Origin of the sequence: Phaeacidiphilus oryzae TH49 (assembly GCF_000744815.1) — a bacterium.
GTDB classification, from domain to species: Bacteria; Actinomycetota; Actinomycetes; order Streptomycetales; family Streptomycetaceae; genus Phaeacidiphilus; species Phaeacidiphilus oryzae.
In genome coordinates, this window is sequence record NZ_JQMQ01000005.1 from 1,802,390 (window position 1) to 1,816,958 (window position 14,569).

General features: G+C 73.6%; 11 protein-coding genes and 1 pseudogene. 6 read left to right on the forward strand and 6 right to left on the reverse strand.

Annotated elements, in window-relative coordinates:
• Positions 1 to 272: 272 nt before the first annotated feature.
• Together BS73_RS38195 and BS73_RS12220 are read left to right on the forward strand one after the other, a co-directional pair.
• Positions 273 to 1,121 carry a glycosyltransferase gene (locus BS73_RS38195; RefSeq protein WP_161789665.1) on the forward strand — a complete coding sequence of 283 codons (849 nt, stop codon included), beginning with the start codon at positions 273 to 275 and terminating at the stop codon, positions 1,119 to 1,121.
• A gap of 33 nt (positions 1,122 to 1,154) precedes the next feature.
• On the forward strand, positions 1,155 to 2,510 hold the full coding sequence (locus BS73_RS12220) for a beta-galactosidase (protein ID WP_037571714.1): 1,356 nt from the start codon (positions 1,155 to 1,157) through the stop codon (positions 2,508 to 2,510).
• Here BS73_RS12220 and BS73_RS12225 read toward each other — a convergent pair.
• On the reverse strand, positions 2,427 to 3,140 hold the full coding sequence (locus BS73_RS12225) for a uracil-DNA glycosylase (protein ID WP_051939845.1): 714 nt from the start codon (positions 3,138 to 3,140) through the stop codon (positions 2,427 to 2,429). The two genes, BS73_RS12220 and BS73_RS12225, sit on opposite strands and share 84 nt — an antisense overlap.
• Positions 3,141 to 3,369: 229 nt before the next feature.
• Here BS73_RS12225 and BS73_RS12230 point away from each other — a divergent pair, with 229 nt between their 5' ends.
• Positions 3,370 to 4,203 carry a rhomboid-like protein gene (locus BS73_RS12230; protein ID WP_407675136.1) on the forward strand — a complete coding sequence of 278 codons (834 nt, stop codon included), beginning with the start codon at positions 3,370 to 3,372 and terminating at the stop codon, positions 4,201 to 4,203.
• Here BS73_RS12230 and BS73_RS12235 read toward each other — a convergent pair.
• From BS73_RS12235 to BS73_RS12245, 3 genes are all read right to left on the reverse strand, one after another.
• Complete coding sequence (locus BS73_RS12235) at positions 4,170 to 5,252, reverse strand: amidohydrolase family protein (protein ID WP_037579249.1); 1,083 nt, start codon at positions 5,250 to 5,252, stop codon at positions 4,170 to 4,172. The two genes, BS73_RS12230 and BS73_RS12235, sit on opposite strands and share 34 nt — an antisense overlap.
• A gap of 8 nt (positions 5,253 to 5,260) precedes the next feature.
• Positions 5,261 to 7,903: an aminopeptidase N gene (gene pepN / locus BS73_RS12240; protein WP_063836968.1), complete on the reverse strand. Its 2,643-nt coding sequence runs from the start codon at positions 7,901 to 7,903 to the stop codon at positions 5,261 to 5,263.
• Between the two features lie 82 nt (positions 7,904 to 7,985).
• A complete protein-coding gene (locus tag BS73_RS12245; RefSeq protein ID WP_051939846.1) occupies positions 7,986 to 9,554 on the reverse strand; it encodes an aldehyde dehydrogenase (NADP(+)) in 1,569 nt (522 codons plus the stop codon).
• Between the two features lie 71 nt (positions 9,555 to 9,625).
• On the opposite strand from BS73_RS12245, the gene BS73_RS12250 reads away from it, so the two are divergent.
• Complete coding sequence (locus BS73_RS12250) at positions 9,626 to 10,402, forward strand: IclR family transcriptional regulator (protein WP_037571720.1); 777 nt, start codon at positions 9,626 to 9,628, stop codon at positions 10,400 to 10,402.
• Between the two features lie 300 nt (positions 10,403 to 10,702).
• A pseudogene (locus BS73_RS40930) lies at positions 10,703 to 11,101 on the forward strand (DUF6082 family protein); the annotation flags it as partial.
• Between the two features lie 138 nt (positions 11,102 to 11,239).
• Here BS73_RS40930 and BS73_RS12260 read toward each other — a convergent pair.
• Both BS73_RS12260 and BS73_RS12265 read right to left on the reverse strand, forming a co-directional pair.
• Positions 11,240 to 12,475, reverse strand: coding sequence for a hypothetical protein (locus tag BS73_RS12260; RefSeq protein ID WP_051941399.1), 1,236 nt, complete (start codon positions 12,473 to 12,475; stop codon positions 11,240 to 11,242).
• 4 nt (positions 12,476 to 12,479) lie between these two features.
• Positions 12,480 to 13,514 carry a 5-dehydro-4-deoxyglucarate dehydratase gene (locus BS73_RS12265; RefSeq protein ID WP_051939847.1) on the reverse strand — a complete coding sequence of 345 codons (1,035 nt, stop codon included), beginning with the start codon at positions 13,512 to 13,514 and terminating at the stop codon, positions 12,480 to 12,482.
• A gap of 212 nt (positions 13,515 to 13,726) precedes the next feature.
• On the opposite strand from BS73_RS12265, the gene BS73_RS12270 reads away from it, so the two are divergent.
• Entirely contained in the window at positions 13,727 to 14,560 is an 834-nt protein-coding gene (locus BS73_RS12270) for an NAD-dependent epimerase/dehydratase family protein (protein ID WP_037571724.1), read from the forward strand.
• Positions 14,561 to 14,569 lie beyond the last annotated feature (9 nt).

Consider the following 14,569-nt stretch of genomic DNA (forward strand, 5'->3'; position numbering starts at 1 on the left):
ACGCCCACCGGCCCTCCGTCCTCCTCTTCACCAGCAGCCCGCTGGGAGGCGCCACCGGGGCCGACAAACAACTCGCCATCGCGATCGCGAATGGGGTTCCGGATGTCGACTTCACCTGGTTCAGCCGCTGGCCCGGTCGTGGCCGAGGAGAGTTGACGCAGGGTCGGAGGATTCCGATCCTCTCCTCGGACGGCGTCCCCCGTACGCCGGAACGCCTCCAGGTCTGCGCCGCGGGCGCGGCTCTCGCGCGCCGATCCGATCTGGTGCACGCCGTGCTGACGATCGGGAGCGGTTTTCCACTCTTCTCCCGGTGGCGGCGTCGACTGCTGGGGGACAGGCCGGTACTGCACACCGTCCCCGGGGTGATGGATCCCCGGCACCTGGAGCACGCCCGGCCGCTCGGCCCGACCATCGCACTGTCTGAGACCACCGCCGGCCTGCTCCGAGCAGCCGGATTCGGCGAGGTTCGGGTCATCCCTCCCGGGATTCCGCTGGACCAATGGCCGCGGAGGCCCCGACGGCCGGACGCGACAGCGACGGGCGAAATGCCGGACGCGGTCGCCGTCCCCAATGTGCTGTTCGCCGGTCATCACGACCCCGGTGGTGGTGCCGCGGAGGCGATCGCCGCGGCGGCTGCCGCCGTCCGTGCGGGCACTCGCTGCCGGCTCCTGCTGGCCATGCGCCCGCGGCCGGGGCAGGACGAGCGTGCGCTCCAGGCCGCGCTCCGAGAACTGGCCCGGAAAGCCGGGCTGCCCGATGTGGAGGTGATCGGCCATGTCGACGACATGCCGACTCTGCTCGAATCGGTCGACGCCCTGCTGTTCCCGCCCCGCGCGCTGAGCGGAAAGGCCGACGTTCCGCTGACGGTGTTGGAGGCGCTGGCCGTCGGTCGTCCCGCGATCGTCAGCGACTTACCGGAGTTCGCGGCGCTCGGGAACGCCGTACTCCGCGCCCCGGTCGGGGACTGCGAACGGACCGGTCTGCTGCTGGCGGAGCTACTGGGCCGGCCGAGGCGCTGGGAGGAACTCGCCGGCCGAGGACGCGCCCTGGTGGAGGAACGCTTCGGAGCGATTCGCCTTGCCGAGCGGTACGCGCGGCTGTACCGAGGACTGCTGCCCTGAAAGCGCATGTGGGACAAACGATCGGGGCCGGGGATGGACGCAAGGGAGACGGACGGACGAGGATGCGGCAGACTCCTGTGGACTGCCCTGGTCATCGTCCTGGGGCTGATCACCGCAGCGCTGGTGGCGACCACGAGCAAAGGGCACGGGCAGGCCGAGCACTACTACTTCGGCACTCTGACGACGGATCCGGCGAAGGCCGGCCAGGAGCACGACCGCGGCATCGAGGTGGCCCAGCTGAATCTGCGCTGGGACCTGTACGAGCCGGCTCCAGGTGTCTACGACCGCGACTACCTCGCGGAACTCAGCCGCACGCTGCGGACCCTGCACCGGGCCGGCTCCAGGATCGAGGTCGGTCTCGGCCTGAACCATCCGCCCGGCTGGCTGTTCGACCGCTTTCCGGATGCCGCGTACGTCGACCAGTACGGCAACCGGTACACCGGAACGGCGAACATCGTGTTCAGCGCAGCCGTCCGGGGAGAGGCACAGGCCTATCTGGCCCGGGTGCAGCGGGACATCGGGCTCGGCACGTTCTGGGCGATCCGCGTCGGCGTGGACGCCGAAGGAGAGTTCCTCTACCCACCGGCCAACACCGGCGGCGGATCCATCAACTACTGGGCCTTCGACTCGAACGCCCAGGGCGGGGCCGCCGATCCCGGAAGGCCTGCCACCATCCTCCCCGATCCCTTCCCCGGCTGGCGCCCGGGCTCGCACGAGTACCGGGGAAGGGCCTTCAGCACGGCCGAGGTGGCGCAGTGGTACCACTGGTACCTCGGCTCCCTCGCGGACGCGGTCGACTGGCAGATCGGCTTCTACCGGTCCCTCGGCTACCAGGGATACCTGAAAGTCCTCGTCCCCGGTTCCGGCTACTACCCGGCGAGCCTGCAGGAGGCGATCGGACACTTCCTACAGGGCGCGACCACGCCTGGCCTGCTCGGCAGCGGGGCCGGGTTCTTCAAAACGCTGGCGCTGATCAAACAGCGGGCGGGCGTCGTGATCACCTCGACCTCGCTCGTCGACGGCTCGGGCACGCCCCGCAACAACGGCTGCGCACGGTCCGATCTGAAGGTGGACATCCTGGCGCTGCCGGCGGACCCGGTGATCTACTCCTGGTCCTCGGTCCGCTGGATCGCGAACATCGCCGTGCGCGACGGGTTCACCCGGCTCAGCGGAGAGAGCGCCGGCGCGCAGGTGGCCGACTACTACCCCGGCGTCATGGACGACGCGGCCCGCCAGATGTCCAGCTGCGGACTCCGGGGACTGATGTGGGCCTTCGACGAGAGCCTCTACGACGGTACGCCGGGCTCATCCCTCGCGGACTACGCCTCGGTCGTCCGCCGTTACCGGCAGGCGCCAGTCGACGGGTTGGGCGCCCTGGCGGGCCAGTAGGTCGTTCGTTCGGGTGAAGGGCCGGGAGCCGAAGAAACCACGATCGGCGGACATCGGGCTGGGGTGGGCCGACTCGATCGCCGGATAGTCCGCGAGGAGGGGGCGGAGGTTGCGGGCGTCGCGACCCCACAGGACGGCGACCAGCGGAGTGCCGCGCGCGGCCAGCGCCCGGATGGCCTGCTCCGTGACCTCCTCCCAGCCCTTGCCGCGGTGGGCGGCCGGCTTGCGGGGGGCGGTGGTCAGGGCCCTGTTGAGGAGGAGCACGCCCTGCTTGGTCCACGGCGTGAGGTCGCCGTTGAGCGGCGCGGGGTAGCCCAGGTCGCGCTGGTACTCGGTGTAGATGTTCACCAGGCTCGGCGGCAGCGGCCGCACCTCGGGGGCCACCGAGAAGCTCAGCCCGACGGCGTGCCCCGGGGTGGGGTAGGGGTCCTGACCGACGATCAGCACCCGTACCTCGTCGAAGGGCTGCTGGAAGGCCCGCAGGACGTTCTGCCCGCTGGGCAGGTAGGTGCGGCCGGCGGCGATCTCCGCCCGCAGGAAGTCGCCCATCAGGGTGATCCTCCCGGCGACGGGGGCCAGCGCCCGCGCCCAGCCGGCCTCCACGATCTCGTTCAGCGGTCGTCCTGCCATGGCGCTTGAGCCTACCGTCACCCCAACGGCCGTATCCGACCCACCCGGGTTCCGGTCGGTTCCACCGGCCCGGCCGGTCCGCCGCGGCCCCCCTCCCCCGCCGTTCGAGACGGCGTTCGGTGAGACTGTTCCCATGACCGCGACGCCCCCGCCCGGTCCGGGCGGGCCCCCGGAGCCCGTACCCGGTACCGACGCCGGCACCGGTACCGGCACAGGCGCGGGCGCCGGCCTGGGCCCTCGCCCTGGCCCAGGCCCCCGCCCAGGTGCCACCGCACGCGGCGCGACCGCCGCCGCCAGCGCCCCCGGCGCGCCTCTCCGCACCCGCGCGCCGTTCGGCGTCCGCGCCGCCCGGGCGCTACGGTCCGCCCGCCGCTATGTCAGGCGCGCCCCGGGCACCTTCCTCTGGCTGGCCATCCTGGCAGTGACCACCGCGATCATGCACAGCATGGCGCCGGACGCGCTGGAGGACTTCCTGCGCCAGCGGTCCACCAACCTCCACCAGCTGGAGACGGACCCGGTCCGGGTGCTCTTCGTCTCCGCGCTCTGGATCGCCGGACGCATCTGGCTGCCGTACTTCTTCCTCTACAACCTCTTCCATGTGCCGGCCGAGCGCTGGCTCGGCACCGCCCGCTGGCTGGCCGTCGCGGTGATCGCCCACGTCGGCGCCACCTACGCCAGCCAGGGCGTCCTCTACTGGGCGATCCAGCACGGCCACGCCCCGGCCTCCGCCGCCAACACCCTGGACGTGGGCGTCAGTTACGCGCTGGCCGGCGTCCAGGGCGTGCTGGTCTACCTGATCGTCTCCCCGTGGCGGTACGTCTACCTGGCCGGGCTGCTCGCCTTCTACGGCGGGATCCTGGTGTACTCCAGGACCTTCACCGACGTCGGTCACTTCACCTCGGTGCTGCTCGGCCTGGCCTGCTACCCGCTGGTCCCCGGCTGCCGGAGGCGCGGCTACCACTGGGACCCGGTCGACTCGGCGCGCCGCCTCCGCGCCGGCTGGCGCGCCCGCCGCCAGCGCGCCAGCCATCAGCGCACCCGGCCCCGCAGCACCACGGCCTGAGGGTCCGTCAACACCCGTACGTCGTCCCGCGGATCGGCCCCGTAGACGACCAGGTCGGCGGAGGCCCCCTCCTCGATGCCGGGGCGCCCCAGCCACTCCCGCGCGCTCCAGGTGGCCGCGGAGATCGCCGCCAGCGGCGGCAGCCCCGCCCGGACCAGCTCGCCGACCTCCTCCCCGGCCAGGCCGTGCGCCAGCGAACCGCCCGCGTCGGTCCCCACGAAGACCGGGATCCCCGCCTCGTAGGCCGCCGCCACGGTCGCGTACCGCCGCTCGTAGAGCCGCCGCATATGGTCCGCGTAGGCCGGGAACCGGGCCTCGCCCTGGGCCGCGATGTCTGGGAAGGTCAGGATGTTGACCAGGGTCGGGACGATCGCCACGCCCCGCTCGGCGAAGAGCGGGATGGTCTCCTCGGTCAGCCCGGTGGCGTGCTCGATGCAGTCGATGCCCGCCTCGACCAGGTCGGCGAGCGAGTTCTCGGCGAAGCAGTGGGCGGTGACCCGGGCGCCCTCCTCGTGGGCGGCCGAGATCGCCGCCCGCACGGCCTCCAGCGGCCAGCACGGGCCCAGATCGCCGACCTCCCGGTCGATCCAGTCCCCCACCAGCTTCACCCAGCCGTCCCCGCGCCGGGCCTCCTGCCGGACGTAGCCGACCAGCTCGTCCGGCTCGATCTCGTGGGCGAAGTCCCGGATGTAGCGCTTGGTCCGGGCGATGTGCCGGCCGGCCCGGATGATCCGGGGCAGGTCCTCGCGGTCGTCCACCCAGCGGGTGTCGGTGGGCGCCCCGGCGTCCCGGATCAGCAGGGTGCCGGCGTCCCGGTCGGTGAGCGCCTGCTTCTCCGCGGTCTCCGCGTCCACCGGGCCGCGCGCGCCGAGCCCGACGTGGCAGTGGGCGTCGACCAGCCCCGGCAGCACCCAGCCCTCGACGGTCTGCACGTCCAGCCCGGCCCCGACGGGCCGGCTGAACGTCACCTTCCCGTCCACGACCCAGAGTTCGTCCCGCACCTGGTCCGGATCCGGCCCGAGGAGTATCCGCCCCCGGACCCGCAGCACCTCACCGCTCACTCCGCACCCTCCGTCTTCCCGCCTGCGCCCGCCGCGCCCGCGCCCGCGCCCGGGCCCGCCGACGCTCCACCCGCACTAACCGCGCTACCCGCGCTACCCGCGCTACCCGCACTACCCGCACTACCCGCACCAGCCAAACCAGCCCCGCCCGCCGCGAGTTCCCGCACCCGCACCGCCCGGCGCAGATCGTCCGCCGAGTCGGCCATCGCCCGGCGCAGGGCTTCGGTCAGCCCTTCCTCCGAGGCCAGGCACTTCTCGGCCCGCCCGAGGGTGCGCGGATCGGCCGCGTGCCCGGGGAAGCCGAGGCTGCCCAGCGCCTTGCCGACGGCCGGCCCGCGCCGCCCGGCCGCCCCCGGCGCCTGCGCGAAGTACCGCTCCACATAAGGCTCCAGCAGCTCCGCCTGGCGCGCTCCCGGCTGCCAGAAGCCCTGCAGCACGGCCTTCAGCAGGTAGTTGGAGAGCCCGTCCGCCTCGAACACGGACGCCCAGGCCCGCTCCTTCGCCGCCGGATCGGGTAGCGCGGCCCGGCAGCGGGCGGCGCCCTCCGCACCGGTGTCGCTCGGGTCGCGCTCCAGCTCGGCGGCGATCTCCGCCTCCCCTGCGGCGCCGGCGGAGCCCAGCCGCAGCAGGATCCGCCAGCGCAGCTCCGGGTCCAGCGGGACGCCCAGCGCCTCCCCCTCCTCCAGCCACCCGGCCAGCGCCACGAGTTCCCGCTCCCCCTCGCTCGCGTCGATCAGCCCGCGCAGGGCCGCCAACCGCACGCCGGGGTCCGCCCCACCCTCCACCAGCCCGCGGCAGACCTCCGCCAGCCGCTCCAGCGCGCCCTTCCGCCGCTCGGCCGGCAGATACAGATCGGCCACCGGGCGCTGCGCGAAGACCAGCGCCGACTCCAGCACCCGGACCGAGCGCTCCCCGGCCAACTGCCCCTCCACCAGGGCGAGGTACTCCTCCGGGTCGAGCTCGCCGTCCCGCACCGCGTCCCGGACGGAGGCCCAGAGCAGCGCCCGGCCCAGCGAGTCCGCCATCCCCCCGAGCCCGCGCCGCACGGCCCGCATCCCCCGCTCGTCCAGCCGGATCTTGGCGTACGTCAGGTCCCCGTCGTTGGGCAGCACCAGCTCGGCCGCGCCCGCGGCGGTCAGCCCGATCGGCGCCCCGTCCCCCCGAAGCTCGACCGCAGACCCCCCGGTCCGCCTCAACCCGGCGTCGTAGAGCCCGACCTCGACGACATGCGGGCGGAGCACCGGACCGGCCGCGGACTGCCGCAGCTGCCGGCCGCCGCCCGGGCCCTCGACCACCCGCAGGGTGTCCACCCCGGTGGTGCGCAGCCACCGCTCGGCCCAGCCGTGGACGTCCCGGCCGCTCTCCGCGGCCAGCGCGTCCAGCAGGTCCTCGAGACCGGCGTTGCCGAACCGGTGCCGGGCGAAGTGGGCGTTGGCCCCGGCCAGAAAGGCCTCCTCGCCCAGCCAGGCCATCAGCTGCCGCAGCGCGGAGGCGCCCTTGGCGTACGAGATCCCGTCGAAGTTGAGCAGCGCCTGCGCGGTGTCCGCGACGTCGGTGGGCGCCACGGGATGGGTGGACGGCCGCTGGTCCGCCGCGTACCCCCACGGCTTGCGGGAGGCCGCGAAGCCGGTCCACGCCTCGTCGAAGCGGGTGGCCGAGGCCAGCACCCACTGCCCCATGAACTCGGCGAAGGACTCGTTCAGCCAGAGGTCGTCCCACCACCGCATGGTGACCAGGTCGCCGAACCACATGTGCGCCATCTCGTGGGCGATGACCAGCCCGCGCTCCTCGCGCTGGGCCTCGGTGACCGCGGCCCGGAAGAGGTACTCCTCGCGGAAGGTCACGCAGCCCGGGTTCTCCATCGCCCCGGCGTTGAACTCCGGCACCAGGCACTGGTCGTAGGACCCGAACGGGTACCGCTCACGGAACACCGCGTGGTACCGGTCGAAGCACTGCCTGGTGATCTCCAGGATCTCCGGCGCGTCCGCGTCCAGGTACCGCGCGAGCGACCGCCGCGCGTGCAGCCCGAGCGGAATCCCGTCGTGCTCGTCCCACACCGAGTGGAGCGGCCCGGCGACCACCGCCACCAGGTAGCTGGAGATCGGCCGGGTCGCCTCGAACTCCCAGACCCCGCCGTCCCGTTCCACCGCCCGGGTGTTGCCGACCACCCGCCATCCCTCGGGCGCCCGGACCGCCACCTGGTACGGCGCCTTCAGGTCCGGCTGGTCGAACGCGGCGAACACCCGCGGGCCGTCGTCCAGGAAGGCCTGGGTGTAGACGTAGGCCTCGCCGTCCTCCGGGTCGACGAACCGGTGCATCCCCTCGCCGGTGCGCGAGTAGGCCATGTCGGCCTCGACCAGCAGCTCGTTCTCGGCGGCGAGCGCCTCCAGCGGGAACCGCCCGTCCGCCAGCAGCCCCGGGTCGAGATCCCGCCCGTTCAGCACCACCCGCCGCAGGGCGGCCGGCTTCACGTCCACGAAGGTCCGCGCCTGCGGACCGGGCTCCGCGCAGGCGAACCTGATCTCGGTCCGCGACCCGAAGAGCTCGGCCCCCCGCGTCAGGTCCAGCCCCACGACGACCGACCGGACGTCCAGCAGCCGCCGCCGTTCCACCGCTTCCACCCGCGTGAGCACACCCATGGGAGATCATGCTACGCGCGGCCGCGTCCGGCCCAGGGCGCCCCGAACAGACCGCCGCAGGCCGGTACGGCGGGCGGGCGGGTCAGATGTGGAGCACCCCGTCCACCCGCCGCGGCAGCCCCGCCACGCCCGCGTCCCGCAGCTCGACCGGCAGCAGCGCCTCCGGCGCGTTCTGGAACGCCACCGGCCGCACCCACCGCTCGATCGCCGTGGCCCCCACCGAGGTGGAGGTGGAGGTGGAGGACGGGTAGGGCCCACCGTGGTTCATCCCCGCCGCCACCGCGACGCCGGTCGGCCAGCCGCCGAACAGCACCCGTCCGGCGACCCCGGCCAGCCGCTCCAGCAGCTCCCGCGCCGCCGGCTCGTCCGCCTCCGCGTGGAGGGTGGCGGTCAGGTTCCCGCCGACGGCGGCCAGCACCCGCTCGACCTCCGCCGCGTCCTCGTACCGCACGATCACGGTCACCGGCCCGAAGCACTCCTCAAGGAGCGCCGACCCGTCGCCCACGTCCGCCGCCGCGACCCGCAGGTACCCCGGCCGCACGGCCAGCGGCACCCCGTCGACGCCGTCGTCCGCGCCGGCCTCGACCGCGACCGAGACGCCCGCCAGCTCCGCCCGTTCGGCGAACCCGGCCAGGAAGGCCTCCCGCATCCGCGGGTCGAGCAGCGCGCCGGACGCGGCCTCGCCGGCCGCGGCCGCCAGCGCGGCCTCCACCTCGTCGCCGGCCGGCCCGGCCGGCACCAGCACCAGTCCGGGCTTGGTGCAGAACTGGCCCATCCCCAGGGTGAAGGACCCGGCGAGCCCGGTTCCGATCTCCTTGGCCCGCGCCGAGGCCGCGGCCTCCGTCACCACGACCGGGTTGAGCGAGCCCAGCTCGCCGTAGAACGGGATCGGCTGCTCCCTGCTCACCGCCAGGTCGAAGAGGAACCGCCCGCCGGCCACCGACCCGGTGAACCCGACCCCGGCGATCTCCGGATGCCGCACCAGGTCCACGCCGGCCTGCCGGCCGTGCACGACCACCAGCACGTCCTCGTCGAGGCCGGACGCCACCGCCGCCCGCCGGATCGCCGCTCCGGTGAGCTCGCTCGTCGCCGGGTGGTCGGGGTGCGCCTTGGCGACCACCGGGCACCCGGCGGCCAGCGCGCTCGCGGTGTCCCCGCCGGAGACGCTGAACGCGAGGGGGAAGTTGCTGGCCGCGAAGACCGCGACGACGCCCAGCGGCGTCTTCCACCGCCGCAGGTCCGGCCGCGGCACCGGCTTGGCCTGCGGGTCCGCGTGATCGATGATCACGTCCAGGTACGCGCCCTCGTCGACGACGTCCGCGAAGGCCCGGAACTGGTAGGCGGTACGGGCCAGTTCACCGGTCAGCCGGGGCACCCCGAGGGCGCTCTCCCGGTCGGCGGCGGCGATGATCCGCTCGCCGTCGGACTCCAGCTCGGCCGCCACCGCGCGGAGGAACTCGGCACGGCGGGCCCGGTCTGCCAGACTCTGCCGCGTGCCGGCCGCCGCGCGTACGGCGCGGTCCACGTCCGCGCCGGTCGCCTCGACGGTGACCTGCTCGATCTGCTCCCCGGTGCGCGGGTCCACACTCCACACTGGGACCGTGTTCACAGCTTGCTCCGCCCTCTGTCGCAGTGGTCGACTCTGTTCCATATACTGAACGCGATCTACAATCCTGAACGTCCATTCTGAACATACGTCTCGGCGAAAGAAGGGGTCAACCCATGGCGCTGCCGACCGCCGCCGCCGGCGGCTCCCAGGTCAAGTCCGCCGTCCGCACAGTGGAACTGCTCGAGTTCTTCGCCGGACGTCCCGGCATCCACACCCTGGCCGAGGTGCAGACAGCCGTCGGCTACCCCAAGTCCAGTCTCTACATGCTGCTGCGCACCCTCGTCGAGCTCGGCTGGGTGGAGACCGACGCCACCGGCACCCGCTACGGCATCGGCGTCCGCGCACTCCTCGTCGGCACCTCCTACATCGACGGCGACGCCGTGGTCGCGGCCGCCCGACCCATTCTGGACCGCCTGGCCGAGGAGACCACCGAGACCATCCACCTCGCCCGCCTGGACGGCACCAACGTCGTCTACCTGGCGACCCGCCAGTCGCAGCACTACCTGCGCCCCTTCACCCGGGTCGGCCGGCGGCTCCCGGCGCACTCCACCAGCCTCGGCAAGGCCCTGCTCGCCACCCACACCGACGACCAGGTCCGCGCCCTCCTCCCGGAGAAGCTGGAGGCCCTCACCGAGCACACCACCACCGACCGCGAGGAGCTGATCAAGCAGCTCGCGGTCATCCGCGAGCGCGGCTACGCCGTCGACGCCGAGGAGAACACCGTCGGCCTCCGCTGCTTCGGCGTGGCCATCCCCTACCGCACCCCCGCCCGCGACGCCATCAGCTGCTCCGTCCCGGTGGCCCGCCTCACCCCCGAACACGAGGCCACCGTCCGCACCGCCCTCCTCAACGCCCGCGACCCCCTTTTGATGACCACTCGTCATCTCTGAGGCGACATCGAGGTCCTTCCGTCCGAACCCGCGCAAAACGCGTGTCCGAGCAGGACGTTCAGGGCATCACCTTCCCGCACCCCAGCGACCGAAGGCCCCGCGATGCCCCGACGTCCCCGTTCGATCCTGTTCAAGCGAGCCGTGCCGATAGCGGCCCTGATCCTCGGCTCCGCGCTGGCCTGCGAGCTGCTCAGCATCCTGCTGGTGCACATCCCGGGCCTGCAGTCCCAGGGCAGCGCCAACGCGGGCGACGCCTTCGGGGCGGCGGCCGCCTCGGGGTCCGTGGTGGTGCTGTACTACATGGCCCGGTCCCTCCACATCCAGCAGGGCGAGGCCGTCGACCAGCGCAGGGAGCTGCACAAGCAGCGGGTCGCGTTGCAGCAGACCGTCGAGGCGTCCATCAGGAGCCGCCACATCGAGCTGATGCGGATCGCCATGGAGGACCCGGAACTCGCCGCCACCTGGCCGTCCTTCCGGGCGGACCGGCCGCAGGAGCGCAACAAGCAGTTCCTGTACATCAGCGCGGTGCTGTCGATGCACCTCCTCGCCTATGAGACGGGCTATCCGGAGGCGGAGATCGAGAGCACCCTCCGGCGGCTCTTCAGCCGCTCACCCCTCTGGCGCGAGTTCTGGGCCGAGAACGCCGACGCCCGCGCGCAGACAGCCGTCGCCGACACCACGAAGACGCGGTTCGACGCCCTGGTGGACCGCGCCTTCCGGTCGGCCCCCGCCGCCGCCCCGGCCCCGCGCCCGCCTCCCCCTCCGACTGCGCCTCCGCCTCCGCCGACAGCCGGAGCGGCGTCTCCGACGCGGCGGCCTGACGACCGGCCTCCGGGGTCAGCGGCCGGGCGCGGAACCGGAATCGGAAGCGGAATCGGAACCGGCCTGCAGCGCCTCGCGGACGAGGGCGAGGTCCGCCTCCCCCGCCAACCCCGCGTGGTACAGCCGCAGCTCCGTCGCGCCTGCGGCCTGCGCCGCCCGCAGGTCCGCCGCGAGCCGCTCCGGCGCGCCGCCCATCCCCCGGACCACCGTGAAGTTGGCGGCGAGCGAGGCGCCCTCGGGGGCCTTCGCCGCGGCGCCCGTCAGGGCTTCGAGGCCGCCCGCGCAGGGCAGGACCAGGCCGTCCGCGCCGCCGCCTTCGGCGGAGAGCAGCCATTCCGGTTCGACGCCGGCGTTGGCACCCGTCCGCCAAGGCAGCGGGTCGGCGTGCAGCCGTACGGCGAAACCGCCGGGCGTCGCCGCCCGCACCGCCGAGACCGCGGCCGACTGCAACTCCCGTGCCACCTCCAGTCGGTGACGGAGGGTCAGCTCGGCGTCCCCGGCGCCGAGCAGCCGCTCGACGTCCGCCCACTCGCCGTCGCCGCCCGCCCGCCACTCGCCGGACCACACCACCGCCAGCGCGTCCCGCACCCGCCGGGCCAGCGCCGCCGGCTCGGCGCCGAGCACCGCGTACCCGGCCCCGCAGGACTCGCAGAAGCACAGCGACATCGCGTACGCCGCGGCGCCGTCCAGCGGCACCCCGCCGATCTTGTCGTGGGCGTGGAGATGGGCGAGGCCGTACCAGCCGCAGGACTCCAGCTCGACCCCGGTCGCCCCGGGCCGGGCCGCGGCCTCCGCCGCCAGGTCGACGAGGTACTCCCGCACCTCCGGCCGGCCGATGCACGGCGCCCAGCCGTACCGGTCCCCGTACGCGTTGCGCACCACCGAGGACGGATGCTCGGCCCCCAGCCGGGAGTTGTGCGCCAGCACCACCCAGGCGTGGACGTCCAGCCCCGCGCCCCGCAGCGCCTCGGCGGCCGCCCCGAAGGCGTCGGGACCGCCGGAGCCCGCCCACTCCCCCGCCGGATACGGCCGCAGCGCCCGCCCGCGCCAGCGCGCCTCCTCCACCGGGTAGTAGACGGCGGCGTGCTCGGCGACCACGATCCGGTGCCGCGGATGACGCGGTGTCAGCGCGCGGGTCGAGTGATAGGACGAGGCCAGGGTGACGCCGTCCACGCCCAGCCCGGCGATCCGCTCGGCCGCCTCCGGGTCGCCGATGACGTCCCAGGGATAGACGAAGGCCTGACTCCGCATCGGCTCACTCACCCCGCGCACCATGCGAGCCCCGCGCACCATGCGCACCCCGCGCACCCGCACCCGCACCCGCGCCCGCGCCCGCGCCCGCCAGCACCGCGCGCCCACGCGCGACGATCGCGTCCAGCTCCTTGACCGCCTCCTCGCCCGGGTCGGTCAGCGGCGGCCGCACCCCGCCCACGTCCAGACCCTGCTGCCGCACCCCGGCCTTGACCAGCGAGACGGCGAACCCCCGCCCGGTGTTGCGGAGTTCGACCAGCGGCCGGTAGAAGGCGTCCAGCAGCGCGTTGACCAGCTCGTCGCCCTCCTCGGTGCCCGCCTGCAGGGCGTCGTGGAAGGCCAGCGCCACGTCCGGCGCGAAGGCGAAGGCCGCGGAGGAGTAGAGCCGCACCCCGATCCCCCGGTACGCGAGTCCGGTGAGCTCGGCCGTCGGCAGCCCGTTGAAGTAGAGGAAGGTCCGCTCCGGCGCCTCCGTCCGCAGCGCGCTGACGATCCGCTGCATCAGGTCGAGGTCGCCCAGGCCGTCCTTGAGCCCGATGACCTGCGGCACCTCGGCGGCCAGCCGCAGCACCGACTCGGGGGTGAGCACCGCGTTGTCCCGCTGGTAGACGATCAGCGGCAGCCCGCTCGCCCCGGCGAGGGCGGTGAAGTGCCGGATCAGCCCCTCCTGGTCGGGCAGCACCAGGTACGGCGGCATGGCCAGCAGCCCCTCCGCGCCGGCCCGCTCGGCCCGCTCGGCGAAGCGCGAGGCGAGCGCGGTACCGTGACCGACGCCGGCCAGCACCGGCACCCGCCCGCCGGTGGCCTCCACCGCGGCGGCCACCACGGCCTCGTACTCGTCGAGGTCGAGGGCGTGGTACTCGCCGGTGCCGCAGGCGGCGAAGACCGCCCCCGCGCCGGCCTCGACGCCCCGCTCCACATGGGTGCGGTAGGCGTCCAGATTGAGCGCGCCGTCCGGTCCGAAGGCGGTGACGGGGAAGAAGAGCAGTCCCCCGAGCCGATTGCTGAGCCGGTCGGTGAGTGGTGCTTGGCGGTCCATCAAGGATCGTTCTCCCTGGTGACTCTCATCTATATACCTGAACGCGCTCGACGCTACCCCTCCATCCCGCGCCTCCGCCAGACCCCTTTCGGCGATTGACTGCGCAGCCCGGCACTCCTAGGCTGCTGCCCAAACACATACATGAACTGCGTACACATTCTCGTACCGCGATTCGCGGCGGTAACCGCACCGCCCACAGGAGAGGCCGCTCGATGAGCCCAGCGCCCGCAGCCCCCCGGACCGTCCTCCTCACCGGCGCAGCCGGCGGCGTCGGCAGCTTCCTCCGCGCCTCGCTGCCCGCCGAGTACGGCTACGATCTCCGGCTCTTCGACCAGGCCCCGATCGAGGGCGAGCCGGAGGCGATCACCGCCCCGCTCTCCGACACCGCCGCCCTCCGCAAGGCCGCGGAGGGCGTGGACGCCATCGTCCACCTGGCCGGGATCTCGGTGGAGGCCCCCTTCGCGGACATCCTCGGCGCCAACATCGAGGGCACCTACAACCTCTACAAGGCCGCCCGCGCGGCCGGCGTCCGCCGGGTCGTCTTCGCCAGCTCCAACCACGCCGTCGGCTTCACCGAGCGCCCCGAGGGCGCCCCGGAGAGCGGCGCCACGGTCCCGGTCGAGACCCGCCTGCGCCCGGACACCTACTACGGCCTGTCCAAGTGCTTCGGCGAGAACCTCGCCTCCCTCTACGCGGACAAGCACGGCATCGAGACCGTCTCCATCCGGATCGGATCCTGCTTCGCCAAGCCGCGCACTGTGCGGATGCTGGACACCTGGCTGAGCCCGGCCGACTGCCACCGGCTGATCCACGCCTCGATCACCGCCGAGCTGCCCGCGCACAGCCACGGCCACCACGTGGTCTACGGCATCTCGGCGAACACCCGCGCCTGGTGGTCGTTGGACTCGGCCCGGGAGATCGGCTTCGAGCCGCAGGACGACTCCGAGGTCTTCGCCGCTGAGGTCATCGCCGAGCTGGGCGAACTCACCCCGGAGGACCCCGAGTACCGCTACTTCGGCGGCGCCTTCACCCAGCAGCAGGTCTAGAGCGGCAGG

Bases quoted from the DNA above. Each gene is read 5' to 3' on its own strand.
- BS73_RS12225 (WP_051939845.1), bottom strand. From the start codon at position 3,140: ATGGCAGGACGACCGCTGAACGAGATCGTGGAGGCCGGCTGGGCGCGG.
- BS73_RS12260 (WP_051941399.1), bottom strand. From the start codon at position 12,475: ATGCGGAGTCAGGCCTTCGTCTATCCCTGGGACGTCATCGGCGACCCG.
- BS73_RS12220 (WP_037571714.1), top strand. From the start codon at position 1,155: ATGGACGCAAGGGAGACGGACGGACGAGGATGCGGCAGACTCCTGTGG.
- pepN (WP_063836968.1), bottom strand. From the start codon at position 7,903: ATGGGTGTGCTCACGCGGGTGGAAGCGGTGGAACGGCGGCGGCTGCTG.
- BS73_RS12265 (WP_051939847.1), bottom strand. From the start codon at position 13,514: ATGGACCGCCAAGCACCACTCACCGACCGGCTCAGCAATCGGCTCGGG.
- BS73_RS12270 (WP_037571724.1), top strand. From the start codon at position 13,727: ATGAGCCCAGCGCCCGCAGCCCCCCGGACCGTCCTCCTCACCGGCGCA.
- BS73_RS12245 (WP_051939846.1), bottom strand. From the start codon at position 9,554: ATGGAACAGAGTCGACCACTGCGACAGAGGGCGGAGCAAGCTGTGAAC.
- BS73_RS12250 (WP_037571720.1), top strand. From the start codon at position 9,626: ATGGCGCTGCCGACCGCCGCCGCCGGCGGCTCCCAGGTCAAGTCCGCC.